The organism is Gordonia sp. SGD-V-85 (assembly GCF_001456905.1).
Classification (GTDB): domain Bacteria; phylum Actinomycetota; class Actinomycetes; order Mycobacteriales; family Mycobacteriaceae; genus Gordonia; species Gordonia hongkongensis.
In genome coordinates this window covers 1-26,162 of the sequence record NZ_LNQO01000015.1, presented here as the reverse complement: position 1 = coordinate 26,162, position 26,162 = coordinate 1, and the positions used below count along the sequence as shown (strand labels likewise).

The 26,162-nt window shown below is 69.4% G+C and carries 26 protein-coding genes; 15 read left to right on the top strand and 11 right to left on the bottom strand.

Annotated features, from left to right (window positions below):
- Window positions 1-175 precede the first annotated feature (175 nt).
- Window positions 176-796 (bottom strand): RNA polymerase sigma factor SigE, encoded by a 621-nt coding sequence (sigE, locus tag AS181_RS16840; protein WP_055475034.1) that lies wholly within the window; start codon window positions 794-796, stop codon window positions 176-178.
- Between the two features lie 292 nt (window positions 797-1,088).
- On the opposite strand from sigE, the gene AS181_RS16835 reads away from it, so the two are divergent.
- On the top strand, window positions 1,089-1,736 hold the full coding sequence (locus AS181_RS16835; protein WP_055475035.1) for an O-methyltransferase: 648 nt from the start codon (window positions 1,089-1,091) through the stop codon (window positions 1,734-1,736).
- A 20-nt stretch (window positions 1,737-1,756) separates the two neighbouring features.
- Here the strand turns inward: AS181_RS16835 and AS181_RS16830 are convergent, their stop codons facing one another.
- From AS181_RS16830 to rfbD, 3 genes are read right to left on the bottom strand one after another with little or no spacing between them, the layout of a single operon-like run.
- The gene (locus tag AS181_RS16830; protein ID WP_058252707.1) at window positions 1,757-2,890 is read right to left on the bottom strand and encodes a sugar phosphate nucleotidyltransferase; all 1,134 of its coding nucleotides are present in this window, start codon (window positions 2,888-2,890) and stop codon (window positions 1,757-1,759) included.
- A 44-nt stretch (window positions 2,891-2,934) separates the two neighbouring features.
- Window positions 2,935-3,813, bottom strand: coding sequence for a glycosyltransferase family 2 protein (locus tag AS181_RS16825; RefSeq protein ID WP_175404348.1), 879 nt, complete (start codon window positions 3,811-3,813; stop codon window positions 2,935-2,937).
- 5 nt (window positions 3,814-3,818) lie between these two features.
- Entirely contained in the window at window positions 3,819-4,769 is a 951-nt protein-coding gene (gene rfbD / locus AS181_RS16820) for a dTDP-4-dehydrorhamnose reductase (protein ID WP_058252705.1), read from the bottom strand.
- A 593-nt stretch (window positions 4,770-5,362) separates the two neighbouring features.
- Between rfbD and AS181_RS16815 the strand changes: the two genes are divergently transcribed.
- From AS181_RS16815 to AS181_RS16800, 4 genes are read left to right on the top strand one after another with little or no spacing between them, the layout of a single operon-like run.
- The gene (locus tag AS181_RS16815; RefSeq protein WP_435174608.1) at window positions 5,363-7,099 is read left to right on the top strand and encodes an LCP family protein; all 1,737 of its coding nucleotides are present in this window, start codon (window positions 5,363-5,365) and stop codon (window positions 7,097-7,099) included.
- On the top strand, window positions 7,087-7,803 hold the full coding sequence (locus AS181_RS16810) for a TIGR03089 family protein (protein ID WP_058252703.1): 717 nt from the start codon (window positions 7,087-7,089) through the stop codon (window positions 7,801-7,803). The genes AS181_RS16815 and AS181_RS16810 overlap by 13 nt, the downstream gene beginning before the upstream one ends.
- A gap of 38 nt (window positions 7,804-7,841) precedes the next feature.
- Window positions 7,842-8,216, top strand: a complete 375-nt coding sequence (locus tag AS181_RS16805) for a nitroreductase family deazaflavin-dependent oxidoreductase (protein ID WP_058252702.1) — start codon at window positions 7,842-7,844, stop codon at window positions 8,214-8,216.
- Between the two features lie 4 nt (window positions 8,217-8,220).
- Window positions 8,221-9,051 carry a dienelactone hydrolase family protein gene (locus tag AS181_RS16800; RefSeq protein ID WP_058252701.1) on the top strand — a complete coding sequence of 277 codons (831 nt, stop codon included), beginning with the start codon at window positions 8,221-8,223 and terminating at the stop codon, window positions 9,049-9,051.
- A gap of 12 nt (window positions 9,052-9,063) precedes the next feature.
- Here the strand turns inward: AS181_RS16800 and purE are convergent, their stop codons facing one another.
- Entirely contained in the window at window positions 9,064-9,576 is a 513-nt protein-coding gene (gene purE / locus AS181_RS16795; RefSeq protein ID WP_055475043.1) for a 5-(carboxyamino)imidazole ribonucleotide mutase, read from the bottom strand.
- A complete protein-coding gene (locus AS181_RS16790; RefSeq protein ID WP_175404351.1) occupies window positions 9,573-10,769 on the bottom strand; it encodes a 5-(carboxyamino)imidazole ribonucleotide synthase in 1,197 nt (398 codons plus the stop codon). The genes purE and AS181_RS16790 overlap by 4 nt, the downstream gene beginning before the upstream one ends.
- Before the next feature lie 182 nt (window positions 10,770-10,951).
- Between AS181_RS16790 and AS181_RS16785 the strand changes: the two genes are divergently transcribed.
- Window positions 10,952-11,512 (top strand): GtrA family protein, encoded by a 561-nt coding sequence (locus AS181_RS16785; RefSeq protein WP_197414684.1) that lies wholly within the window; start codon window positions 10,952-10,954, stop codon window positions 11,510-11,512.
- On the opposite strand, the gene AS181_RS16780 is transcribed toward AS181_RS16785, so the two are convergent.
- From AS181_RS16780 to AS181_RS16770, 3 genes are read right to left on the bottom strand one after another with little or no spacing between them, the layout of a single operon-like run.
- Window positions 11,484-12,881: a sensor histidine kinase gene (locus tag AS181_RS16780; RefSeq protein WP_058252699.1), complete on the bottom strand. Its 1,398-nt coding sequence runs from the start codon at window positions 12,879-12,881 to the stop codon at window positions 11,484-11,486. The genes AS181_RS16785 and AS181_RS16780 overlap by 29 nt on opposite strands.
- 7 nt (window positions 12,882-12,888) lie before the next feature.
- Window positions 12,889-13,563 carry a response regulator transcription factor gene (locus tag AS181_RS16775; protein WP_004572230.1) on the bottom strand — a complete coding sequence of 225 codons (675 nt, stop codon included), beginning with the start codon at window positions 13,561-13,563 and terminating at the stop codon, window positions 12,889-12,891.
- A complete protein-coding gene (locus AS181_RS16770; RefSeq protein WP_231742513.1) occupies window positions 13,560-14,168 on the bottom strand; it encodes a PH domain-containing protein in 609 nt (202 codons plus the stop codon). Before AS181_RS16770 ends, AS181_RS16775 begins: the two co-directional genes overlap by 4 nt.
- Before the next feature lie 153 nt (window positions 14,169-14,321).
- On the opposite strand from AS181_RS16770, the gene AS181_RS16765 reads away from it, so the two are divergent.
- Window positions 14,322-14,933, top strand: coding sequence for a hypothetical protein (locus AS181_RS16765; protein WP_058252697.1), 612 nt, complete (start codon window positions 14,322-14,324; stop codon window positions 14,931-14,933).
- Window positions 14,934-14,936: 3 nt separating this feature from the next.
- On the opposite strand, the gene AS181_RS16760 is transcribed toward AS181_RS16765, so the two are convergent.
- Complete coding sequence (locus AS181_RS16760; protein ID WP_058252696.1) at window positions 14,937-15,728, bottom strand: biotin--[acetyl-CoA-carboxylase] ligase; 792 nt, start codon at window positions 15,726-15,728, stop codon at window positions 14,937-14,939.
- Between the two features lie 158 nt (window positions 15,729-15,886).
- Here AS181_RS16760 and AS181_RS16755 point away from each other — a divergent pair, with 158 nt between their 5' ends.
- The 3 genes from AS181_RS16755 to AS181_RS16745 are packed head-to-tail and all read left to right on the top strand — an operon-like array spanning window position 15,887 to window position 18,437.
- On the top strand, window positions 15,887-17,515 hold the full coding sequence (locus tag AS181_RS16755; RefSeq protein WP_058252695.1) for an acyl-CoA carboxylase subunit beta: 1,629 nt from the start codon (window positions 15,887-15,889) through the stop codon (window positions 17,513-17,515).
- A 32-nt stretch (window positions 17,516-17,547) separates the two neighbouring features.
- A complete protein-coding gene (locus tag AS181_RS16750) occupies window positions 17,548-17,766 on the top strand; it encodes an acyl-CoA carboxylase subunit epsilon (protein ID WP_175404347.1) in 219 nt (72 codons plus the stop codon).
- Between the two features lie 2 nt (window positions 17,767-17,768).
- The gene (locus AS181_RS16745; protein WP_058252693.1) at window positions 17,769-18,437 is read left to right on the top strand and encodes a Maf family protein; all 669 of its coding nucleotides are present in this window, start codon (window positions 17,769-17,771) and stop codon (window positions 18,435-18,437) included.
- Window positions 18,438-18,552: 115 nt separating this feature from the next.
- Here the strand turns inward: AS181_RS16745 and AS181_RS16740 are convergent, their stop codons facing one another.
- Window positions 18,553-19,536: a metalloprotease gene (locus AS181_RS16740; RefSeq protein WP_231742511.1), complete on the bottom strand. Its 984-nt coding sequence runs from the start codon at window positions 19,534-19,536 to the stop codon at window positions 18,553-18,555.
- A 152-nt stretch (window positions 19,537-19,688) separates the two neighbouring features.
- Between AS181_RS16740 and AS181_RS16735 the strand changes: the two genes are divergently transcribed.
- The 5 genes from AS181_RS16735 to AS181_RS16715 all read left to right on the top strand — a co-directional run bounded on the left by AS181_RS16735 (window position 19,689) and on the right by AS181_RS16715 (window position 25,834).
- Window positions 19,689-20,585, top strand: a complete 897-nt coding sequence (locus AS181_RS16735) for a sulfurtransferase (protein WP_055475116.1) — start codon at window positions 19,689-19,691, stop codon at window positions 20,583-20,585.
- Window positions 20,586-20,598: 13 nt separating this feature from the next.
- The gene (locus AS181_RS16730; protein WP_058252692.1) at window positions 20,599-21,036 is read left to right on the top strand and encodes a SufE family protein; all 438 of its coding nucleotides are present in this window, start codon (window positions 20,599-20,601) and stop codon (window positions 21,034-21,036) included.
- Window positions 21,033-22,586, top strand: a complete 1,554-nt coding sequence (locus tag AS181_RS16725) for a condensation domain-containing protein (protein WP_058252691.1) — start codon at window positions 21,033-21,035, stop codon at window positions 22,584-22,586. Before AS181_RS16730 ends, AS181_RS16725 begins: the two co-directional genes overlap by 4 nt.
- A 206-nt stretch (window positions 22,587-22,792) precedes the next feature.
- The gene (locus tag AS181_RS16720; protein ID WP_058252690.1) at window positions 22,793-24,595 is read left to right on the top strand and encodes an acetyl/propionyl/methylcrotonyl-CoA carboxylase subunit alpha; all 1,803 of its coding nucleotides are present in this window, start codon (window positions 22,793-22,795) and stop codon (window positions 24,593-24,595) included.
- Between the two features lie 153 nt (window positions 24,596-24,748).
- Window positions 24,749-25,834 carry an IS110 family transposase gene (locus AS181_RS16715; protein WP_091344265.1) on the top strand — a complete coding sequence of 362 codons (1,086 nt, stop codon included), beginning with the start codon at window positions 24,749-24,751 and terminating at the stop codon, window positions 25,832-25,834.
- Window positions 25,835-26,162 lie beyond the last annotated feature (328 nt).

Below are 26,162 nucleotides of genomic sequence, written 5' to 3'. Positions count from 1 at the left end.
GCTCTGCTGCTGTCTGCCACGGTACCGACCGGCGGCATCCGATGCCGTCCCCCGAACGCGCGGGCGTCCGCGGGCTGCGGCCTCCGATCGCATCGTGTCCCGTGACACAGGCAACGTCTCAGCGTATCCGAGACTCTCAACGATGCTCGGCGGAGCAGGGTTCCCGGCAGCGACCTCAGGCGTGCGAGCCGAGCGCGACCGAACGGCTACTGGTGTGTCCTTGGGCCGCGAGTGCGTCGCGGATGCTCTGCCGACCGCGATGGATGCGGCTGCGGACGGTACCCAGCTTGACACCGAGGGTGGCGGAGATCTCCTCGTAGGACAGGCCCTCGATGTCACACAGCACCACGGCCGCGCGGAAGTCGGGAGCCAGCGAGTCCAGGGCGCGCTGCAGGTCGGGGTCGAGGTTCGTCGCGTCGAAGACCTGCTGCGGATCCGGGGTGTCGGCCGGCACCCGGTCGTACTCCTCGGGCAGGGCTTCCATCCGGATCTTGCTGCGGCGACGGACCATGTCGAGGAACAGGTTGGTGGTGATGCGGTGCAACCAGCCCTCGAAGGTGCCGGGACGGTAGTTCGACAACGAGCGGAAGACCCGGATGAAGGTCTCCTGCGTGAGGTCCTCGGCGTCGTGCTGATTCCCCGACAGACGGTAGGCCAGACGGTAGACGCGGTCAGCGTGTTCGCGGACCAGGTCGTCCCAGGACGGCATGAGCAGTTCGTCGCCGGTGGCGTCGAAACCTGCGGTGCCCGCCGGAACGGCGGGCACGGCGTCGGCGGGATCGCGGGGATCGGTCATGGTCGGTGGTCGGTTCCTCTCTCGTGAAACACGCACCCGGTGACCCAAGCACTCACCGAAGACGAACGGATGATTCCGGCTGGGTATTCCCGAGCTGCCAGGGAGTTCACACCGACCTCCCGGGACCTGTCCCAACCGGAACAGCTCTCACCCTCTCCTATCGGAGTGTGGCCGCCGTATGAGGCGCCTGAGTGTTGCCTGAGGATGCGTCGGCGGTCTCGCCGTGAGCGGATTCGCCCAGGTCTGGCGTGCCGGATCGGGTTCCGCCGCGGGGCCGGACTAACCTCGACGCGTGACCGAGTCAACGCCGTCCACACGCCCCGACCTGATCGCCTACGCCGAGTCGGCCATCGTCGAGGACGACGCCGTCATCGCCGCCCGCGCTCGCGCCGAGGAGCTCGGCGCGACACCGGTCAGCCCGGCGGTCGGCGCGCTACTGGCTCTGCTGGCCCGCGCGGCCGATGCGCGGGCCGTCGTGGAGATCGGGACCGGCACCGGGGTGAGCGGCCTCTGGCTGCTCAACGGCATGTCGGCCGACGGCGTGCTGACCACGATCGATCCCGAGCCCGAACATCACCGGGCCGCACGGGCGTCGTTCGCCGGCGCCGACATCGCCCCGGGCCGCACCCGGCTGATCAACGGCACGCCGGTCGAGGTGCTGCCGCGGTTGTCCGACGCGTCCTATGACCTGGTCTTCGTGGACGGACCACTGCTGGACCTGCCCCGGTTCGTGCGTGAGGCCGTCCGGATGTTGCGACCGGGAGGTGTCGTGGTCGTCCACAACGCGACCGCGCACGGAACGGTCGGCGACCCGGCCCGCACCGAACCGCCGACGGCGGCGGCCCGCGAGGCGGCCCTGCTGATCGCCGACGACGAGCAGCTGCTTCCCGTGGTCATCCCGCTCGGGCCCGGCGTGCTCGCCGCCGCGAAGATCCGCTAGTCGGCCGCGCTCCTGCTGGACTAGACGTCCGTCGAGAATCGAATCCCGTTGTCGGGGATCTCGATTCCCGGCCACACCCGGGCGCCGCGCAGCAACTCGCAACGGGCGCCGATGTCAGCACCGTCGCCGATGACCGTGTCCCGGACCAGCGCACGCGGCCCGATGCGGGCACCGAAGCCGATGATCGACCGTTCCACGACCGCGCCGGCCTCGATCACGGCGCCGTCGAAGACGACCGCGCCGTCGAGACGGGCGCGCGGGCCGACCTCGGCGCCACGGCCGACCACCGTGCCGCCGATCAGAAGGGCACCCGGGCCCACTCCCGCGCCTTCGTGCACGAGGGACTCGCCGCGACGGTCCCCCAGGGCGGGCGACGGCGCGATCCCGCGGACGAGGTCGGCCGAGCCGCGGACGAAGTCCTCGGGCGTACCCATGTCCCGCCAGTACGCGTGATCGACGTGTGCGTGGACGTGACTGCCCTCGACGAGCAGCCGGGGGAACACCTCACGCTCGACCGACACCGGCAGGCCGGCCGGGATGGATTCGATGACCTCGCGCTTGAACACATAGGTGCCGGCATTGATCTGGTCGGTCGGCGGGTCCTGGGTCTTCTCCAGGAACGCGGTGACCCGGCCGTCGGCGTCGGTCGGGACGCAGCCGAACGCGCGGGGGTCGCTGACCCGCACGAGGTGGATGGTGACGTCGGCGTCGGCGGCGCGGTGACTGTCGATGACGTCGCCGACATCGGTGCCACCGAGGACGTCGCCGTTGAACACCACGATCGTGCTCGCGGTCAGTTCGTCGAGGACGTTGCGGATACCGCCGCCGGTGCCCAGCGGCTCGTCTTCGGTGACGTAGCGCATGCGCAGGCCCAGCTTCGAACCGTCGCCGTAGTACTCGCTGAAGACCTCGGCCTTGAACGAGGTGCTGAGCACGATGTCGCGGATACCGGCCGCCCGGATGCGGGACAGCAGATGGGTCAGGAACGGCAGCCCGGCGGTGGGCAGCATCGGTTTCGGCGCCGACAGGGTGAGTGGGCGCAGGCGGGTTCCCTTCCCGCCGACGAGGACGACGGCCTCGACGTCCTCCCTGATGTTGTCCGATCCCCCCACGGACGGTCTTTCCACCGACTCACGCACGGTGTAGTTGTCCACTGGATCGGGTCCTTCCTCGAGGTGACTGGTGTTCACTTCAGCATTCATCGGGAGTTCTCGCTCGCCGACGCGCGTCGCGCCGCGCGCACGGCGAGCCGGGATCGGACCTCCAGGCCGATGCGCAACGCCAGGCGCAGCGGCGCCCGCCACGGTCCCGGATTGCGGTCGGCCTGGAACCGGTAGGCACTGCGGTGGTGGGCGGGCAGCATCCTCTCCGGATGCCGACCGGCGCTGTGCCCCTTGGTGTGCACGACCTCCGCGCTCGGCACATAGACGTTCTGCCACCCGGCCTTGCCGAGGCGGTCGCCGAGATCGACGTCCTCCATGTACATGAAGTAGCGGGCGTCGAAGCCGCCGATGGCGTCGAAGGCCTCGCGCCGCACGAGCAGGCAGGAGCCCGACAGCCACCCCACCGGACGTTCCGACGGTGTCTCGTCGTCCGCGCGGTAGGCCGCGGTCCACGGATTGGACTTCCACACCGTGCCGAGGATCGCGTGTCCGGTGCCCGACACGAGGTCGGGAACGCGCCGCGCCGAGGGGTAGATCGAGCCGTCGGGTTCGCGGATGAGCGGCCCGAGCGAACCCGCTCGCGGCCAGCGCTGCGCGGCGGCCATCAGCTCGTCGATGGCACCGGGCTTCCATTCGACATCCGGATTGGAGATGAGCACGAACTCGACATCCGGGTCGAGCTCGGCGACACCGCGGTTCATCGCACCGCCGTAGCCGATGTTGCCGCCGGTGCGGACCAGCGTGACCGTGTCGTACTCCTGCTCGGCCCGCTCGGGCGCGCCGTCGTCGGACCCGTTGTCGGCGATGATGACCTGCGGCATGACGTCGGTGACGGCGTCGAGGCTGCGCAGGAAGGTCACGAGGTGATCGCCGGAGAAATAGGTCACCGTCACCACGGCTGGCTGAACTGGCACGCCGCTCAGGGTAACGAACCGGGGTCGGCGTCCGACGCGGCGATCGCCGCGTGCAGCGCGGGTCGCCACGGCCGGAGCGGGGTGAGGCCGGCGGCCTCCCAGGAGTGGCCGGAGAGCACCGAGAACGCCGGCCGCGGGGCCGGGCGCGGGAAGTCGGCGGTCGTCGTGGGCAGGACCCGGTCGGGCTGCGCCCCGACCTCTTCGAAGACCCCGCGGGCGACGTCGAACCAGGTGGCGGTGCCCGAGTTCGTCGCATGCAGAACCGCGCCACACACGTCTTCGCGCGGGCCCGCGACGACGAGTTCCCAGAGCCCGTCGGCGAGGTCGTACGAGTAGGTCGGGGACCCGAGTTGGTCGTCGACGACCGACACCGTCTCCCGTGACTGTTCGAGCCGCCGCATCGTGCCGACGAAGTCGCGGCTGTCGGGTCCGCCGGTGTAGACCCATGCCGTCCGCACGACGGTGGCCCGCGGGTCCGCCGACAGCGCGGCGCGTTCGCCGTCGAGCTTGGTGCGGCCGTACACGGTCGCGGGCGTTCCGCTCACGTCGTCGGGTTCGTATCCGTTCCGCTCGACCGGCCGGGAACCCTCCGCGGCGGCCCCGGGGAACACGTAGTCGGTCGACACGTGCACGAACCACGCGCCGGCGTCGGCGGTCCGGCGCGCGAGCACTTCGGGCCCGGTGGTGTTGACCCGCCGCGAGCCTTCCGAGTCGGCCTCGGCTCCGTCGACGTCGGTGTAGGCCGCGCAGTTCACCACGATGTCGTCGGGGCCGAGGTCGCCCAGCGCGGCGGCCACCGAGGTCGGGTCGGCGATGTCGACGTCGGCTGAGGTGAGCGGCCGCACGACGACGTCGGGAACCTCGGTCGACCGTGCTTGCAGGGCAGTTCCCAGCTGCCCGCCGGCGCCGACGATGTACACGGTGGGGTTGCTCGGCGTCACACGCATGAGCACCATCGTGCCGGAGTCCGGCGGTACCCACGCGGCGACGCGCTCGCCGGCACACGTGACGACGGCTACTCACACGACCGGCGTTGCGTTCTCGAATTCGCGAATCACTTCAGTAGCCTGGCGACAGCACACAACAGCCGACCCGCCTTGCACATCAGCATCGACATCCTCAGGCGTAACGCTCGCCGCGTCGACCCCGGACCCGATGTGCCGACCTCGAAAGGGACCGCTCACCAGTGGATTCACCATCCGACGGCCCGCGTCGGCGCGCGCAGCCGCGCCGTCCGGCACGGCCGGGTCCGGACGGGCGTCAGCCGATGTCCGGCGATCGGCGCGCCCCGGAGCCCGGCGCGCGCAGGCGCCCGGCCCGGCCCCCGTACGACGGTGGACCAGATGGGCGCGAATCCCCGCGCCGCGCGGCACCGCTCCCCGGTGAACCGGGCAATCCCCCACCCCGAGCGCGACGCCAGCCCCCGCCGGACCCGCGACGTCGCGCTGCCGATCCACGCGAACCCCGCGACCCCCGGCGTCGGCCGGCCGCCGACCCCCGTAACTCCGAACGTCGCGACCCCGGCGATCGACGAGCCACGCCAGAAGCCGTGGAACCCACCCCGACCCGGCAGCGCCGCCCCGGCGAGCCGCGGCCCGTCCGACGCACCTCCGGCGAGATCCACACCCGCCCGGCCCCGGCCGCGAAGCGGACGTCCGAGCAGAAGCCAGGCGACCCCAAGACGAGCCCGCGGAAGCCGACCGCACGTCAGTCCACCGACCCGAAGCCGACCGGACCGAAACAGACCGGACCGAAATCGGCCGGACCGAAGTCCGGCGACCGGCGCACGGCGGCGACGTCGTCGGCACCCGAACCACCGTCGAAGCCGCCGGCCGACAGCCGACGCAAAGGTGCCCGCACCCCGGGGGCCGGCTGGGGTCGTGCGCTCATCGCGGTCGCCTCGGTGGCGGTGCTGTTGTGCACCGGATACGCCTGGAACACCATGTCGGACCTGCAGACCCGCATCACCCAGCTCGGCGGACTCGATCTCGGCGGTGGCGCCGAAGACGGGGCCGTCGACATCCTCCTCGTGGGCACCGATTCGCGGACCGACGCCAAGGGCAATCCGCTGTCGCCGGAGGAACTCCGACTCCTGCGGTCGGGCGACGAGGTCGCGACCAACACCGACACCATCCTGCTGATCCGCATCCCCGACGACGGCTCGTCGGCGACCGCGATCTCGATCCCCCGCGACTCGTATGTCGACGTACCCGGTGTCGGGATGAGCAAGATCAACGCCGCCTACGGCACGACGCGCGAAACCGTTCGCGCGCAAGCGGTCACCGATGGCAAGTCCGAGAGCGAGGCCGAGTCCGAGGGCACCCTGGCGGGCCGGAAGGCGTTGGTGGACACCGTCGCCAACCTGACCGGCGTGCAGGTCGACCACTACGCGGAGGTGGGCCTGCTTGGTTTCGTGCTGCTGACGAACGCGGCCGGCGGCATCGACGTCTGCCTGAACGACGCGGTCCGGGATCCCTTTACGGGCGCGCGGTTCCGCGCCGGCCGTCAGACTCTCGACGGGCCCAAGGCGCTCAGCTTCGTGCGCCAGCGTCACGGCCTCCCCCGCGGCGATCTCGACCGCATCACCCGCCAGCAGGCGTTCATGGCGTCGCTGACGCAGAAGATCATCTCGGCGAACACCCTGACCGATCCGGGTAAGCTGTCGGAGCTGCAGGACGCGGTGTCGCGGTCGGTGGTCATCGACGACGACTGGGACATCATCCGGTTCGCCGAACAGCTCAAGGATCTCAGCGGCGGCCGGGTGAAGTTCGCGACCATCCCGATCGTGACGGAGCAGGGCTGGAGCGAGGACGGTCAGCAGAGCGTCGTCCAGGTGGACCCGCGCGAGGTCCAGGCCTTCACCGGTGACCTGCTGGCACCGAAGCAGACGCAGGGCATCCAGCGCGGCGACTACACGGTCGACGTGGTCAACGCAGGAACCATCGACGGGCTCGCCTCGAATGTCGCGAACATCCTGACCAACAAGGGTTTCCGGGTCGGAGCCACCTCCAGCGGCAAGGCCGACACGAAGGACTCGATCGTGTACGCCAAGGAGGAGAGCGACGCCGCTCGGCTCCTCGCCAAGGATCTCGGCGGCGCCCAGGCCGTCGCCGATCCCGCTCTCGCCGACGACCAGCTGAAGGTGGTGCTGACCAACACCTACGCCGGTCCGGGCTCGATCAGCGACACCGGCGACCAGACCGACAACACCCCGGCGAGCGAGCGTGTCGGCAACAAGCGCCCGCCGATCACCGCGGGCAACGAGGGGCCCATGTGCGTGAACTGACTCCGAACACTCTCACCGACGCGATCTTCGCCGCGGTCGCCGATCATTCGCGTCCGCTGCTGACCTACTACGACGACGCGACCGGTGAGCGCACCGAGCTCTCGGCGGCGACCCTCGGCAACTGGGCGGCCAAGACCGCGAACTACCTACGCGACGAGATCGGGGTCGCCGAAGGCGATGTCGTCGCGGTCGATCTCCCGGAGCACTGGCAGACGGCCGGCATCCTGCTGGGCGCGCTCTGGGCGGGCGCCGAGGTGCACTTCGACTCCACCGAAGTCCCGATGATCGTGTTCACCAGCCGTGATCGCCTGGGCAGCCATCCCGACGTCGACGAGGTCGTGGTCGCCTCGCTCGATCCGTTCGCGCTGCCGCTGCGCGACCTGCCGCCCGGCGTCGGCGACTACGGCAGCGTGGTCCGCGTCCACGGCGATCAGTTCTCGTCTCGGTACCCTGCATCGGCCACCCTGGAGGGCGCCCCCATCGGCGAGGTGCTCGACGACGCCCGGGCGACGGCTGAGCGCGAGGGAATCGGACCGGGCGCCCGCGTGGTGTCCACCCGGCCGTGGTACTCCGGCGACCGGGTGAACGCTCACCTCCTGGCACCTCTGCTGGCGGGCGGCAGCCTCGTCCACGTCTCCGCGGCCTCACCGGAACGGCTCGCGGCCATCGCTGAGATGGAAAAGGCCACCCTGATCCTGTCGTGAACCCCGCGGGCACGCCGCCGATCGGGCACAGTGGGGACATGCGAATCCCCCGCGCGGTGGCCCGGCTGAACAAGCGAGTGACCAACCCCATCCAGCGACAATGGGCGCCCAGACTGGCTCCGTTCGCGATGGTCGAGCACGTCGGACGTAAGTCCGGCAAGCACTACTCCATCCCGGTGATGGCGTGGGTCGACGGCAATCGGCTCACCATCATCCTCACGTACGGGCGGCACACCGATTGGGTCCGCAACGTGCAGGCCGCCGGGACCTTCGGCTTGATCCGCAAGAACCGGCACTACCGGGTGACCGGTCCGCGGGTGGTGCCGTCGGACTCGCCGGACATCGCCCGGGGTGCCCGCATCCCGGCGCGACTTTTCGACTCCGCACTCCTCGGCACACTGCACGCGGCGTGATCTGATGGCCGACGACCCGCTCGACGACTTCGACGCCGAGGACGTGACCCTGTACGGGACCACCCGCCGGGTGCATCGCCTCGGCAGTGGTCCCGCCGTCATCGTCATCGCCGAGATGCCGGGGATCAGCCCCAAGGTCGCCGACGTCGCGCGCCGGGTGGCCGGGGCGGGCGCCACCGCGGTGCTGCCGTCGTTGTTCGGCGTCGACGGCCGTGATCCTCGCCCGGACAACCTCGGCGCGGTCGGCTCGGCGACGAACATGCTCGGCACCATCGCCCGGGCATGCATCACCCGCGAGTTCACGATCCTGGCCACCGGCAAGACGTCACCGGTCGCGTCGTGGCTGCGGGCGTTGGCCGCCCGCGAACACGACCGGTGCGGCGGCCCCGGGGTCGGTGCCGTCGGGATGTGTTTCACCGGCGGGTTCGCACTCGCGATGGCCACCGACGAGCGGATGCTCGCCCCGGTGCTGTCCCAGCCCTCACTGCCGTTCGCGGTGTTGCCGGGACGCGCGCGGGCCATCGACGTGAGCGAGTCGGATCTCGCTCTGGTGCAGGCGCGGTGCGCACGCGGCCTCGAGGTGATGGGTCTGCGTTTCCAGGGCGACCGTCTGGTGCCGGGAGCCCGATTCGCGTATCTCCGGGAGATCCTCGGCGACGCCTTCATCGGCATCGAGCTACCCGACGAGTCCGCGAACCCGGATTCGATGCTGCCGCGGCCACATTCGGTGCTCACCGAGGACCTCCTCGACGAGCCAGGGCAGCCGACCCGCGAGGCCTACGATCGGGTCATCGACTTCTTCACCGCGAAGCTCGGCCTGCAGCCGACGATCTGATCGGCGGAAGTGCTACTCCCCCAACAGTTCCTGCTGGAGTGCCGCGTCCTTGTCGAGAACCATCTGTTCGAGCCCCTGCTGGAATTCGACCATTCGGGCGCGCAGGTCGGCGTCGGCCGCGGCGAGGATCCGGACCGCGAGCAGCCCGGCGTTGCGCGCACCCCCGACCGACACCGTGGCCACCGGGACCCCGGCGGGCATCTGCACGATCGACAGCAGCGAATCCAGTCCGTCGAGATGCCGCAGCGGGACCGGTACCCCGATCACCGGCAGCGGGGTCGCCGACGCGACCATGCCCGGAAGATGCGCGGCGCCACCGGCGCCCGCGATGATCACCTCGATGCCGTGGCCTGCCGCGCCGGCCGCATAGTCGAGCATGCGCTGCGGCGTGCGGTGAGCCGAGACGACACCCACCTGGAACGGCACGTCGAACTCGGCGAGGGCCTCGGCGGCCGCCTTCATCGTCGGCCAGTCCGAATCACTGCCCATGATCAGGCCCACCCGCGGGCCGTGCGTCTCACTCATGAATGTTCATCCCATCCGTCGGTCCACGTCGCCCGCGACATCCACTGGGCCGCGCGTTCGGCACGCTCCCGTACCGACTCCGGCCGATCCCCTTCGCGCCCGACGATGTTCACATGCCCGATCTTGCGATCGGGTCGCTCGCCCTTGCCGTAGAGATGCACCTTGGCCTCGGGCATCCGGGCCATGAGGTGGTGCAGCCGCTCGTCCATCGACATCGCCGGTGCGTCCGCCGCACCGAGGATGTTGGCCATCACCGTCACCGGCGCACTCGGTGCCGTGCTGCCCAGCGGATAGTCGAGGACGGCGCGCAGGTGCTGCTCGAACTGCGAGGTCACCGCACCGTCCATCGTCCAGTGCCCGCTGTTGTGCGGACGCATCGCCAGTTCGTTGACGACCAGCTCGCCGTCGACGGTCTCGAAGATTTCCATCGCCATCACACCGACCACGCCGAGCTCGTCGGCGAGCCGCAAGGCCATCTGCTGTGCGTGCGCGGCAACCTCGTCGTCGAGCCCGGGAGCCGGTGCCAGGACGACCGCGCACTGCCCGTGGCGCTGGATGGTCTCGACCACCGGCCACGCCCCACCCTGACCGAACGGCGACCGCGCGATCATCGCCGACAACTCTCGTCGCATCGGCACCTTCTGTTCGGCGAGCAGCGCCGGTGCGTCGTCGGGGTACTCGTCGAAGACCGCGAGAGCGTCGTCCGCGCCGTCGACGAGCCACACCCCGCGGCCGTCGTAACCGCCGCGGACCGCCTTGACGACGATGGCCCAGTCGTTGGCCTCGCCGAACTCGATCAGACGAGACCGGGCCGCGGCCCGGTCCCCGGACAGGTCGGCGAAGTCGGGCACGGGCAGGCCGAGCTCGGCCAGCCGGAACCGCATGGCGAGCTTGTCCTGCGCGAAATGCAGCGCCTTCGACGGCGGCAGCACCGCGACCCCGTCGGCTTCGAGTGCCTGCAGGTGCGCCAGCGGGACGCCCTCGTGGTCGAAGGTCACCGCGACCGACCCGGACGCGGCGCGCCGCAGATCGTCGAGGTCGTCGTGCGACCCCAGGACGATGTCGGCGCTGACCTGGGCGGCCGGGTCCGATTCGGACGCGGCGAGCACTCGCAGGCACTGGCCCAGGGCGATGGCGGCCTGGTGGGTCATCCGAGCGAGCTGCCCACCGCCGATCATCGTCACGGTCGGCATCCCCGACGCCCGGCCGCCCGGGCGCCCCGATTCAGGGACCGGCGGCACCTGCGACGACGGGGACACGGCCCCGCCGACCTGCTCGCGTGAATTCACGCGCACCATCGTGGCATGTATGCGGCATCATTCGCACAACCGCCCGGCACGTGTCCCGGCGGTTTCGTTTCGTACACTCGGATCTTGTGCCATTGATCGACGAGATGATCGCCCGCCTCCCAGCGCCGGTCCGTCGGCTCGTGATGCGGCACCACGAACTGATCAAGTTCGCGATGGTCGGCGGGACCACCTTCGTCTTCGACCTCGCCATCTTCTACAGCCTGAGCCTCACGGTCCTGGAGACCAAGCCGGTCATCGCCAAGGTCATCGGCGGCGTCCTGGCCACCATCCTGAGCTACATCCTCAATCGCGAGTGGGCGTTCAAGAACCGCGGCGGCCGCGAACGTCACCACGAGGCGATGCTGTTCTTCGCCATCAGCGGTATCGGCGTCATCCTCCAGGCCGCTCCACTGTTCGTCGCCAACAACATCTTCGACATGCGCTCCAACCTGAGCGTGTCCGAGATCGTGGTCATCGACTTCGTGCTCGGCTACATCATCGGCAACCTCATGCAGATGGCGTTCCGGTTCTGGGCACTGCGCAAGTTCGCCTTCCCCGAAGAACAGTTGCGCGGCGGGGACGCCGGATCGACCGACCTGCACCCCTCGCTCGCCGAGCTCAACGATGAGGAACTCGGTCACGCCTGACGCCCGATCGCGGGGGCCGACCAGAGTTCTCGTCGATCTCGTCGGCGAGTTCGGAGTCGCCCCGGTCGGTGCCGAGCTGATCGCGTCCGGTGACCAGCCGCGCGGGCACGACGATCGCGAACACCGGCGGTCGCCGGACGGTCAGTTCGAGTCGGCCACCGTCGGATTCGATCAGTGCCCGCGCGAGTGACAGGCCGACCCCGCTCCGGCCCGCGCCGGGCCGTCGGCCGGCCGAGAAACCCCGACGGAAGATGTGTGCGGCGATCTCGTCGGCGACCCCGTCACCCTCGTCGGCGACGGTGATGCGCACCAGGTCCCCCGCGGGCAGGGTGCCGACGTGGATCCGGCAGGTCCCGCGGCCGTGCTGCAGGGCATTGTCGACCAGCACACTGACCGCCTCCCGGAGACGACCCGGGTTCGCGGTCAGCGCGTGCGGGACGCCGTCGAAGGTCGCCAGCAGTTCGCGGCCCCTCGCCTCGAAGGCGTGCCGGAAATCCCCGACCAGCGTCGTCAGCATGTCCGACACGTCGACGAACTCGGGCGCGGGTTCGTCGGCCCGGGACGCCTCGACCAGCTCGTCGAGTTCGGCGGCGAGCCGCTCGATCTGATCGAGGGCGGCCTCGGCCTCGGTGACGACCGCGGGGTCATCGTGCAGGGAGAGTTCCTCCAGGCGTAGCTGGATCGCGGTGAGGCGGCTGCGCAGCTGATGGGAGGCGTCACCGGCGACCTCTCGCTCGCGCTCGAGGCGCAGGGCGAGTTCGGCGTTCGCGTCGGCCAGTGCACGCGACACCCGATCGAGTTCGGCGATGCCGTACATCTTCCACTGGGTCCGGAAGTCGCCCCGGCCCATGGTCGCGGCCCGATCGGCGAGATCGGTCAGCGGATCGACGATCCGACCCGCGGTGACCGCGGCGACCAGCGTGCCGCCGATGACGGACGCGACGACGATGACGGCCACGATCGACGCGGCGGTGAACTGGTCGTTGCGGACCTCGTCGCGCGGGATGGACAGGGTCAGCGTCCCGGCTGCGCCGAGCGAGATGGACTCCGAGAGCCGGGGCTCGCTGATGTCCGCCCCGACCACCGTGCGCTGCAGGGTGCCGGTGGGGTCGGGGAAGGTGACGATCAGGCTGCCGTTCGGCGGCAGCAGCAGCTGGAACGCCTCACGGTCGAGGGACTCCGGCGGGATCCGGCCGTCGGCCCCCTCCTGCCGGATCAGCTGGTCTGCGATGACCTTCAGCCGGTTGTCGAGGTCCTGGTGCGCGTTGTCGGCGACCCACCACCACGCGACGACACTCAGCGGGATGCCCAGCAGCCCACCGACCGCCAGCAGGACGGCGATCATTGTCGTGAGCAGGCGACGGCGCATGAGACGACTAGGGGTCGAACCGGAAGCCGACGCCGCGCACGGTCACGATGTGGCGGGGACGGTCGTGGCGGTCGTCGCCGATCTTCCGGCGCAGCCACGAGATGTGCATGTCCAGGGTCTTCGACGACCGCAGGTCGGCCGAACCCCACACCTCGGTGAGGATCTCCTCGCGCGTCACCACCTCGCCCGCGCGTTCCATGAGGAAGCGCAGCAGGTCGAACTCGCGGTTGGCCAGGGTGAGGTCGTGTCCGTTCACCAGGACGCGGCGTGCCCGCGCGTCCAGGCGCAGGGCACCGCCCTCGAGGACGACGTCGCCGGGCTGGCGACGCCGCAGGAGGGCACGCACCCGCGCCAGCAGCTCGGCCAGGCGGAACGGCTTGCCGACGTAGTCGTCGGCGCCGGCGTCGAGGCCGACCACGAAATCCACCTCGTCGGTGCGTGCGGTCAGCATCAGCACCGCGAGCGCGGGTCGCTGGGCACGTACCCGCCGGCACACCTCCAGACCGTCGAGCACCGGTAGCCCGAGGTCGAGGATGAGTAGTTCATAGCGGGTGTCGAGGGCTTTCTCCAGGGCATCCGCCCCGGTCGAGACCACCTCGCAGCCGTAACCCTCACGCGACAGCGCCCGCGCGAGCGGTTCGGCGATCGCGGCGTCGTCCTCGGCGAGCAGCACTGTCGTCATCGGTCGCGGACCCCCCGGTTCTCCGCCCGGTCACCGGGGTGCACGGGACCGTCCGCTGTCTGGTCGTAGGAATCGCGCCGGTGTCCGTCCCACGGATGATCTTCGTCGTCGTGGACGTCGAGCACCTCGTGGTACAGCAGCGCGTGCACCCTCTCCACCTGCGGGATGTCGTCGAAGGACAGCGGTTCGTCGGAGGCCGACTCGATGACCAGCGTGCCGGTGCGCAGCATCCGGTCGACGAGGCCGTGCCGGAACTCGACGGTGTTGATCCGGCGGATCGGGATGTCGATGCCCGACCGGGTGATGATTCCGTTGCGGAACATCACCCGCCGGTCGGTGAGCACGAAATGCGTTGTCTTCCAGGACATCAGCGGGCGGACGAAGTACCAGCAGAAGCCGATGGCCCAGACCGCCGCGACCGCGATGAGCAGCACGGTCTGCGGTGTCGACCGCAACCCCGACGACGTGATGACGCCGAGGAGTACGCCGGCGGCGGCGGTGAGGAGCCCGAACAACAGGAACGGCCCGAGCAGGCATTTCCAGTGCGGGTGCCGATGGAGGACGACGCGTTCCCCCGACGCCAGGTTCTCCCGCGGATAGGCCATGCGGCTCAGCATAAACGGCCGGGTGCCGCAGTAGACTGCCAATCACGCCGACCGCCGTCCTCGTGCCGTGAGCATGCCAGGGCCCTGACACCAGATCCGACCGACACCAGATCCGACCATCGGCTCCCACGACCGGTCGGGGAGGAGAACGCCATGAGCTACCAGGATCCCCGCGACCCGCGGACCGCGCGCTACGAGTCCGGTTACACACCCGAGTCGCGTGCCTACAGCAGCCAGAACGACCCGTATGCGCGCGATCCATACGCGGCCGATCCCTATGCGGGGGATCCGTACGGGGGCCAGGGCACCTACGGCCGGCCCGGCCAGCCCGCCAAGCCCCGTCGTGGCCCGGACATCAATCCCGTCACGTTCGCCGGCGGTGTGGTCATGACCGGCGTGGTGACCGGTCTCGCGGCATGGCTCGTCGCGTGGATCATCTCCGCATTCGTGGAGAAGGTGAACGAGTCGGGCAAGTTCGGCGTGTGGAACCCGGTCGCCGCCAGCGAGCTCTGGTTCGGCGTCGTCGGCTTCCTGTGCGCGCTCGCCGCGGGTGCGCTCTGGTACGTGCTGCACCTGGTCACGCCGTCACCCGATCAGTTCTACCGGTGGATCGTCGGCCTGCTGCTGGTGGCGGCCGTGCTGATCCCGATCCTGACCTACAACCAGATCTCGGTGGGCATCGAGACCGCGATCGTGCATCTGGTGATCGGTCTGCCCTCGCTGACGATCATCCCGGCGATGGCCGGCAAGAGCGTCCAGCGCTAGTAGTCACTCCGGCCGCAGGTGGGTGACGTCCCCCGCGGCGGCCACCACCTGCTCACCGTCGGCGTCGACGACGATCCGGCCGGAGGAGTCGACACCGGTCGCGGTGCCGACGACCTCACGATCGCCGGGCAGGACCAGCCGTACGCGACGGCCGATGGTGTCGCTGTCGTCGCGGTACCGCGCCGCGAGCCCGTCCAGGTCGTGCGGCCACAGGTCGAGCAGCTCGGAGAGCGCCCGCAGGTACGACGCGGCGAGCTCGGTCAGCGGGACGTCGCGGCCGGTGGCGAGCCGGAGCGAGGTGGCGGTCGGGACCGGCAGCTGCTCCTCCGCCATCGTGGTGTTGAGCCCGGTGCCGATCACCGCCACGCCTCCCGGGCCCCCTGCGGCATGCTCGCTGCGGGTGTATTCCGAGAGGATGCCCGCGACCTTCTTGCCGTCGATGAGCACGTCGTTCGGCCATTTGAGCGTCGGACGGATCCCCATCGCGTCGTCGACACCCTGCACGGCGGCGAGTCCGGCCAGCAGCGACAGCCAGCCCAGGTCCTCGGTGTGGTCGGCGACGTCGAGCGCGGCCGACATGGCCAGCTGCGTGCCGGCCGGCGCGGTCCAGGTGCGGGCGTGGCGGCCACGTCCGGCGGTCTGGTCGGTGGTGATCCGCACGATGCCCTCGACGGATTCGCCGGCCGCGCGCGACACGAGATCAGCGTTGGTCGAACCGGTCGCCTCGACCACCTCGATCCGGTGCCAGCGGGTGCCGGTGAGACGGGTGCGGAGCAGATCGGCGTCGAGACTCATACCTGACGAAACTACTGGCCGCCGCCTCCGCACGAACGGATACCACCGGTTACACGGTCGACCCGCCGGCCCACCGACCGATCGCTCGGAAACCTGAGGGATATCTCACGTTGATCCGGTTGACGTGGCTCACACTCGGGTAGTTAGCATCGTCAGTCATGACCACTGCTTCGCGCGACGACGCCGCCGCTCCCGACATCCACACGACGGCGGGAAAGCTCGCCGATCTGCGCAATCGTCTCGAGGAGACCAAGCATCCGGTGGGTGAGGCCGCCGTCGAGAAGACCCACGCCAAGGGCAAGCTCACCGCGCGGGAACGGATCACCCACCTGCTCGACGAGGGTTCCTTCGTCGAACTCGACGCCCTCGCCCGGCACCGCAGCACCAACTTCGGACTCGCCGAGCGCCGCCCGCTCGGTGACGGCGTCGTCTCGGGTTACGGCACCATCGACGGTCGCGAGGTCTGCGTCTTCTCGCAGGATTCGACCGTCTTCGGCGGCAGCCTCGGCGAGGTCTACGGCGAGAAGATCGTCAAGGTCATGGACCTCGCGATCAAGACCGGTCGCCCCCTGATCGGCATCAACGACGGCGCCGGCGCCCGCATCCAGGAGGGCGTGGTCTCGCTCGGCCTCTACGGCGAGATCTTCCACCGCAACGTGCGTGCTTCCGGCGTCATCCCGCAGATCTCGCTGATCATGGGCGCCGCGGCCGGCGGTCACGTGTACTCCCCCGCGCTCACCGACTTCGTGGTCATGGTCGACCAGACCAGCCAGATGTTCATCACCGGTCCGGACGTCATCAAGACGGTCACCGGTGAAGAGGTGACGATGGAGGAGCTCGGCGGTGCGCACACGCACATGTCGAAGTCGGGCACCGCGCACTACGTCGCCTCCGACGAAGAGGACGCCCTGGAGTACGTCAAGGAACTCCTGAGCTACCTGCCGAGCAACAACCGCGCCGATGCCCCGCGTCTGCCCGTCGCGCAGCCGGCCGCCGGTTCCATCGAGGACACCCTCACCGAAGAGGACCTCGAGCTCGACACGCTGATCCCGGATTCGCCGAACCAGCCCTACGACATGCACGAGGTCATCCGTCGCATCCTCGACGACGACGAGTTCCTCGAGGTGCAGGCCGAGTACGCGACCAACATCATCGTCGGCTACGGCCGGGTGGACGGTCGCAGCGTCGGCATCGTCGCCAACCAGCCGACGCAGTTCGCCGGCTGCCTCGACATCGACGCCTCGGAGAAGGCCGCCCGGTTCGTGCGCACCTGCGACGCCTTCAACATCCCCATCGTCACCCTGGTCGACGTCCCGGGCTTCCTTCCCGGCACCGATCAGGAGTACCGCGGCATCATCCGTCGCGGCGCGAAGCTGCTCTACGCCTACGGCGAGGCGACGGTCGGCAAGATCACCGTCATCACCCGGAAGGCCTACGGCGGCGCGTACGACGTCATGGGCTCCAAGCACATGGGTGCCGACGTGAACCTGGCGTGGCCCACCGCCCAGATCGCCGTCATGGGCGCCTCGGGTGCGGTCGGGTTCGTGTATCGCAGCCAGCTCAAGGACGCGGCCGCCAAGGGCGAGGACGTCGACGCACTGCGTCTGCAGCTGCAGGAGGAGTACGAGGACACCCTCGTCAACCCGTATGTCGCGGCCGCCCGCGGATACGTGGACGCGGTGATCCCGCCGAGCCACACCCGCGGTCAGATCGCCACCGCGCTCAAGCTGCTCGAGCGCAAGATGGTCAACCTGCCGCCGAAGAAGCACGGCAACATCCCCCTGTGACACCAGCGGTCAGTTCCGAGAGCGAGAATCCCGTGAGCGAAGACTCCACGAAGTCCGAGCGTCCGTTCCTGACGGTCGTCGGCGGCAATCCGACCGACGAGGACCTCGCCGTGCTGGTGACCGTCCTCGCCGGTGCCGGTTCGGGTGGCGGCGCCGCCGAGCCCGAGACCCGGAACGACTGGGGCCACCCGATCGACCGGCTGCGTCCGCAGTGGGGCGGCCCGGGAAGCTTCACCAACCTGCGTTACTGACGATGACGTCCGAATCCGAGATCGGGCCGGGTACTCCCGGCCCGATCTTCGTACTCGGTTCGGCCTCCCCTGCCCGGCTCCGCATCCTTCGGGCGGCAGGCGTCGAGCCGGTCGTGCGGGTGTCGGATGTCGACGAGGATGCGCTCCTCGCCGCGCTCCCCGATTCCACACCGGCCGGTGTGGTGGTCGCCGAACTCGCCCGCGCGAAGGCGGAAGCCGTTGCAGCACTTCCGGAGATCGCAGAACTCGCCGGGTCCGGCAGCCCCGTGGCCGTCATCGGCTGCGACTCGATGCTCCATCTAGGCGGCCGGCTGCTCGGCAAACCGCACACCCCCGAACGCGCCGTCGCGCAGTGGTCGGAGATGCGCGGTCGTAGCGCGGACCTACTGACCGGCCATCACCTGATCCGCCTCGACCGGCCCGCGACCGCCGGCGGGACGAGCTCCACCACGATCCATTTCGCCGCCGCCGGCGACCACGTCATCGAGCGGTATGTCGCCAGCGGTGAACCCCTGCAGGTGGCCGGCGCATTCACCCTCGACGGTCTGGGTGGCTGGCTGGTCGAGCGCATCGAGGGCGACCCGTCGTCGGTCATCGGTATCGGCCTGCCGCTAGTCCGCACCCTCCTGGCGGACGTCCGGCTCTCGGTGACCGACTTCTGGCGCCACTGACGACGACCCGCTCCCTGAGGCGCGACCGCCCGGCCCGGCTCCTTGCGGTGAGCGCATCAACCCCCTCCGCTCCCTGAGGAGCGCCCGGAGCTTGCGGAGGGCGCGTCACGAAGGGTCACTCCACCTCGAAGAATTCCGGCCAGTACCGCTCGATGCAGTCGACCGGCTGACCCTGCCGGTTGAACTGCGGGCCGGTCAGTCCGACCGTCAACGCCACCGCACGTTCGCGCGCCGAGCCGTGTCCGGAGGCGCCGCCGGTGTCGCCGATGATCGGCAGCAGCGTCGCGACCTGAAGGATCTCCCGCGCGCCGAGCGCATCACGCTGGTAGGCGGTCGCACCCCAGTTCGCGGCCAGGCAGTCGGCGATGAGCTCGCTGTTCTTGCCGGCCGGGAGACGGCTGTCGGGGATGTCGAACGCCTCGGCCATCCGGAACACGACGTTGTGGCCGTATTCGTGCGCGACCACGATCGCCGCCGTGAAGTCGCCGACGATCGGCGACGGCACCCCGAAGACGTTGCCGTCCCAGATGGCCGCGAAGGTGTCGACCGGGAGCACGATGCTGCCCTCGGTCGGGGTGCCCTCTCCGTTCGGTTCGGTGTCCACTCCACAGAAGAACGCGTTGGCCTCGTCGGACGGGATCGGTACCGGGTTCGAATCCTCGTCGCCGGCAATGCACTCCGTGGCGAAGGAGGTGCCGGACTCGATCAGCACCCGTCCCGGTGCCGGGTCGCCCCAGCCCAGTTCGTCGAACCACCCACCCCATGTCTGGTCGAGGTCGTCGAGGAGCGTGGTGAGGTAGTCGGGCACCGCGGTGTCCACGTTGGCCGGAGTGACCCCGCTGGTCATGAGTTCCGCGGTCGGCGTCGGCAACTTCGGGCAGTCGTCGGGCCGGCACTGCGCCGCGTCGGCGTCGCCGGTCGGGTCCGGTGAGCGCGACGGCGTCGGACTCGGTGCGCTGCTCGTCGACGCGGACGACGGACGGGGCTCCCCGGAATCCTCGGACGGGATGAGTGCGCATCCGCTTCCGACAGTCAGTGTCACCACGGCGGCCAGAGCGACCGCCCACCGCATCGCGAGGGGCCCGCGTCGATCGATCATTCGGCGAACGTAGCAGGCGGGACCTGCTTCACCTGGGGTTTGTCGTCTGATCGAAGCACGGTCCGGCCGATGCCCTACGCTTTATCAGCGGGACCGCAGATGGTCCGCGCGTGATCCACGCGGAACGTCCGAACAGCGAGCTGGAGAGCACCGTGAGCGTTGACACCGACCCGAATCCGGCCTTCGCCGACTACGCCCACCCCGAGCGGCTGGTGACGACCCAGTGGCTGTCGGCGCATCTCGGCGCCAAAGGACTCAAGATCATCGAGTCCGACGAGGATGTGCTGCTCTACGACATCGGCCACATCCCGACCGCTCAGAAGATCGACTGGCACCTGCATCTCAACGACCCGGTCACGCGCGACTACATCAACGGCGAGCAGTTCGCGGAACTGATGCGCAGCAAGGGAATCGAACGCGACGACACTGTCGTGATCTACGGCGACAAGAGCAACTGGTGGGCCGCCTACGCGCTGTGGGTCTTCACCTTGTTCGGCCACGAGGACGTCCGCCTGCTCGACGGTGGCCGCGACGCCTGGATGGCGGAGGACCGTGACACCTCCTTCGACGTCCCCGATTACCCGCGGTCGGACTACCCGGTGGTCGAGCGCGACGACGCCAAGATCCGCGCGTTCGCGCCGCAGGTCCTGGAGGCCCTGGGCACCGAGCCCCTCGTCGACGTCCGTTCCCCGCAGGAGTACACCGGCGAGCGCACGCACATGCCGGACTACCCGGAGGAGGGCGCGCTGCGCGGCGGGCACATCCCGACCGCCATCTCGATCCCGTGGGCGAAGTCCGCCGCCCCCGACGGCCGTTTCCGCAGCCGCGCCGAACTCGACGAGATCTACGCCGGGCTCGACCCGAAGACGCCCACGATCGCCTACTGCCGCATCGGTGAGCGGTCGAGCCACACCTGGTTCGTGCTGACACATCTGCTGGGGCACACCGCGGTCCGCAACTACGACGGATCGTGGACCGAGTGGGGCAACGCGGTGCGCGTGCCGATCGCCGTCGGCGAGGAGCCGGGCGCCGTTCCCGGCACCGAGTGAACCCGACCGCACGATGAGTCTGCCTCCAGCCCTGGCCGAGATCGTCGACGACTTCGGCGCACTCGGCGACTCCGACAAGGTCACCCTCCTGCTCGAGTTCGCCGGCGAATTGCCGGACATACCGGCGCATCTCGAGCAGGATGCGATGGAACCGGTACCCGAGTGCCAGTCGCCGGTCTTCCTGTCCGTCGACGCCGCCGACCCGTCGTCGGTGCGGCTGTATTTCAGCGCTCCGCGCGAGGCGCCGACGACCCGCGGTTTCGCCGCCATCCTGCATCAGGGGCTCGACACCGCGTCGGCGCGCGAAATCCTCGACGTGCCATCGGATTTCTATTACGACCTGGGACTCGGCAGCGCCGTGAGTCCGCTGCGCCTGCGGGGTATGGCGGGCATGCTGGGCCGCATCAAGGCGCAGGTTCGCGCCCAGGTGCCCGACACCCCCGGGGCATGAAGTTCATCCAGATCCGCGACGAACCCATCGCGCCCGGCGGTCTCGTCGAGTGGACGCCGTATGTGCCGGGCGGACTGGGTAATTGGGACTACGACTCGCGTCTGACCTCGCACAATCACGAGCAACATCTGCGGGCGGCGTTCGAGTACCGGGTCCGCACGCGTCGCGAGGGCGGACGTGAGGCCTGGCTCGGGTTGAGCATCGAGTTCGACGAGCCGCTGTCGATTCCGGCCATCCGGTCGGTGCTGACCCAGTGGATCGACCGGCACGAGGTGCTGCGTAGTCACGTCGTGATCAAGGGCTCCGGCCTGCAGCGGCTGACCACCGCGCCGGGGACCGTGAAACTCAAGATGGGCCGGGTCGGCTGGTACGCCGAGTCGGGTCCGCTCGTGGAGCAACTGGCGGGCTCGTTCGATCGAGCCACCGCACCGCTGCACTGGCCGGCCTACCGGTTCGCGACGGTCGGACGCGAACGCTCGTTCACGCTCCTCTTCGCCGCCGATCACTCGCTGGTCGACGGGTACTCGCTGATCATGGCCCAGCAGGAGTTGGTGTCGATGTACCGGGCGGCGCGGGAGCATCGCGGCGCGAATCTGCCCGAGGTCGGCAGTTATGTCGACTTCAGCGCCGCGGAACGCCGGCTCGCCGACCAGACCGGGCGCGATCATCCGGCCGTCGGCTTGTGGTCGGAGTTCCTGGCCGCCGGCAACGGTGACATGCCCGGCCTGCACACGGCCGATCCGGCCACCGGCCACCGCACCCCCGACGATGTCGCCCCCGACGATGTCGACACGGACGCGGCACTCCCCCAGGAGTCGCTGTGGGGTGTCGTCGCCGACGACGCGACGGCCAACAGGTTCACCGCGATCTGCTCGGAGGCCGGCGGCACGCTGACCGCCGGGGTGCTGGCGGCCTTCGCCGTCGTGCACCACGAACTGACCGGCGATCGGCAGTTCCGGTGTGTGCTGCCGCGGCACACGCGCGACGACGCCCGCTGGCTGACCTCCCTCGGCTGGTTCGTCGGGGTCGCTCCCTTCTGTCTGGACATGTCCGACTCCCCGACGTTCGACCAGGCCGTCGTCCGATCCACCGCCGCGCTCAAGCACGGGCGTCAGGGCGCTTCGCTGCCGTTCCTGCGGGTGGCCGACCTGATCGGGCACGAGGGTGGCCCGCGGTTCGTCATCTCGTTCATCGACACGCGCTATGCGCCGGGCGCCGGGGCCGCCGACGCGGGGCGTGCGAAGGTCCTCCGCAGTCACAGCTACTCGCCCGACGAGGTGTACATCTGGATCAACCGCACCCCGTCGGGGCTGCGGTACTCCGCCCGGTTCCCGCGCGAGTCGCCACTGCGTGAGCTCGGCGTCGCCGCCTCGGCGAACACCCCGGGTGCACAACATGAGGGAAACGTCACATTTCCCGCCGCCGAGGCCCGTTCCGAAGACGGTTGGGCAATCGACCCGACAGGTGGTCCCGTCCACGCCTACCTGCGTGCTTTCGCCGAACTGGTCCGACGCCTCGGTGATGCGAGCACATTCTCCCCGGCGTTGTGACCCAGGGCTCCACCGAACGATTGCTCGGTGGGCTAGGGTATTGCCCGGAAGGTCGCGACACCTGCACCGCGAAGGTGTCGCATCGCCCTCGCCGTCCGCATCCCGGCCGGTGACGGCGGGCCGCCAGACTTGACCGACGTCCGCCCAACGTGTCGCGTGCGCTACCGCGTCGTGCACCTGAGTACGAGTAAGGCCCAGGAGAACAAGTGCCCAGTACCTCTGCGAACACTCCGTCCGCAATCAGCAAGGTCCTCATCGCCAACCGTGGCGAAATCGCTGTCCGCGTGATCCGCGCCGCCCGGGATGCAGGCATCGCGAGCGTCGCGGTGTACGCCGAGCCCGACGCGAACGCACTGTTCGTCAAACTCGCCGACGAGGCTTTCGCACTGGGCGGGCAGACATCGGCGGAGTCGTACCTGGTCTTCGACAAGATCCTCGACGCGGCCAAGAAGTCCGGCGCCGACGCGATCCACCCGGGTTACGGCTTCCTGTCGGAGAACGGCGACTTCGCGCAGGCCGTCATCGACGCCGGGCTGATCTGGATCGGTCCGTCCCCGCAGTCGATCCGCGACCTCGGCGACAAGGTGACCGCGCGCCACATCGCGCTCAAGGCCGACGCACCGATGGCCCCCGGCACCAAGGATCCGGTGAAGGACGCCGACGAGGTCGTCGCCTTCGCCCAGGAGCACGGCGTGCCGGTCGCCATCAAGGCGGCATTCGGCGGCGGTGGACGTGGCATGAAGGTCGCGTACACGATCGAGGAGATCCCGCATCTGTTCGAGTCGGCCACCCGCGAGGCCGTCGCGGCGTTCGGTCGCGGCGAGTGCTTCGTCGAGCGCTACCTCGACAAGGCCCGCCACGTCGAGGCCCAGGTCATCGCCGACCAGCACGGCAACGTCATCGTCGCCGGCACCCGCGACTGCTCGCTGCAGCGTCGATTCCAGAAGCTGGTCGAGGAGGCCCCGGCCCCGTTCCTGACCGACGAGCAGCGCACCAAGATCCACGAGTCCGCCAAGGCCATCTGCCGCGAGGCCGGCTACTACGGCGCCGGCACGGTCGAGTTCCTGGTCGGCAGCGACGGGCTGGTCTCGTTCCTCGAGGTCAACACCCGCCTGCAGGTGGAGCACCCGGTCACCGAGGAGACCGCGGGCATCGACCTCGTGCGTCAGCAGTTCCGCATCGCCAACGGCGAGAAGCTGGAGATCACCGAGGACCCGACCCCGCGCGGCCACGCCTTCGAGTTCCGCATCAACGGTGAGGACGCCGGCCGCAACTTCCTGCCCGCCCCGGGGCCGATCTCGGTCTACAAGGAGCCGACCGGCCCCGGCGTCCGCGTCGACTCCGGCGTCGTCGAGGGCGACGTCATCGGCGGCCAGTTCGACTCGATGCTGGCCAAGCTGATCGTCACCGGCGAGACCCGCGAGCAGGCGCTGGAGCGTTCGCGTCGTGCACTGGCCGAGTTCGAGGTCGAGGGCCTGGCGACGGTCATCCCGTTCCACCGGCACATCGTCTCCAATCCCGCCTTCATCGGCGACGGCGAGAAGTTCGACGTCTACACCAAGTGGATCGAGACCGATTGGGACAACCCGATCGAGCCGTACACCGGCGGCGAGCCCATCGAAGAGGACGAAGCCGCCCCGCGGCAGAACGTCGTCGTCGAGGTCGGCGGCCGTCGCGTCGAGGTGTCGCTGCCCGGCGATCTCGCCCTCGGTGGCGGTGGCGGCTCGGCCAACGGCGTCGTCCGCAAGAAGCCGAAGGAACGTTCACGCAAGAAGGGCGGCGGCGCAGCCGTTTCCGGCGACGCCGTGGCCGCTCCGATGCAGGGCACCGTCGTCAAGGTCGCCGTGGAGGAGGGCCAGGAGGTCGCCGCCGGTGATCTGGTCGTCGTCCTCGAGGCCATGAAGATGGAGAACCCGGTCACCGCCCACAAGGACGGCGTCGTCACCGGCCTCACCATCGAGGCCGGTGCTGCCGTCACCCAGGGCACGGTGCTGCTCGAGCTGAAGTAGGGCACACCGCTCCGTCGCTGCCTGAGGTGCGAGGAGCGATAGACGGTATGAGGGCCTTGGGGCCGAAGGCCTCAAGCTGCAAACACATCGTGGGTTGCTGCTGCTGAGTTCACACTCTGCGGTAGCACCACATTGCAGATCAGGAGGCCTCCGGTGATTGTTCAGGGTACAAGTGTCGGATTGGATGTTCACGCACGCTCGGTGGTCGCTCATGCCATCGATGAAGACACCGGGCAGGTGATTCGGCAGACCTTGGTCCCCGATGCGGCGACCATCGTCAGCTGGCTACAAGGCCTGGCCCCGCCGGTGCGGGTGGCCTATGAGGCCGGTCCGACCGGCTTCGGATTGGCGCGGGCGATCACGGCGGCCGGGATGGGGTGTGTGGTTGCCGCGCCCTCGAAGCTGCAGCGGCCAGCCGGGGACCGCGTCAAGACCGATGCCCGAGACGCTGCACACTTGGCGAAGTTGCTGCGCCTGGGCGAAGTGGTGGCGGTCAGTGTTCCTGAGGTGGGCACCGAAGCCGCACGGGATCTGGTCCGCGCCCGCGAGGACGCCCGCAGCGACCTGATGCGCGCTCGGCATCGATTGTCCAAACTGCTTCTGCGACAGGGGATCGTCTACTCCGGCGGGAAACCCTGGACCGGTGTTCATCAGCGGTGGCTGCAGCGTCAACGTTTCGAGCTGCCGCTGCTGCAAGCCGCCTTCGACAACGACCTGGACGCGGTGTTGAGCGTGACCGCCCGCCGTGACCGCCTCGATGAGCTGATCGAACAGACCGCGGCCACCGATCCGTGGCAGGCGGTGGTCACCCGGCTGTCGTGTTTGCGGGGTGTGTCGACGCTGACCGCGTTCGCTCTGGCGGTCGAGATCGGCGACTGGTCACGGTTTAGCGGCGCCACGATCGGCTCCTACGCAGGATTGGTGCCCTCGGAATACTCGACCGGCGGGACCCGCAGTCAGGGATCGATCACCAAGGCCGGTAACGCCCACGTGCGGCGGCTACTGGTCGAGGCGGCCTGGCAACACCGACGCCCCTACGCCACACCCGGACAGACCATGCGCCGCCGGTGGGAGGCGGCCTCACCGGCTGCCCGCGCCCGTGGCCATGCCGGCAATCGTCGGCTACACAAGCGCTGGCAACAATTCGACCGCCGCAGCAAACATCCCTGCGTGGCCAACACCGCGATCGCTCGTGAGCTCGCCGGCTGGTGCTGGTCGCTGGCGGTGCTCGACGACTAACCAGCACTGACACACAATCTTGGCCACCCGTCGCGGGACTCCCGCTGTGGTGAACAGGGAACGAATCCACGGCGTCGCTATGTGCGCCAGCACTTTTGGGTGCACGGTACGCACGTTTACATAGACCCGTCGGCCAGCGTTTTCATCTCCTGTCGAACACCGTTGAGCGGTAACCAACCCGCGTATATCAGTCCGACAACACCGTCGCGAGTAACGACCACCACACACCGCGGCGGGTGGCCAACCCCACAACAGCCCCTGAGAAGGAGGCAATTTCGCCATGGGACTTGACAGAGCAGCACTACATATCAGCGACGAGCCACGAAGG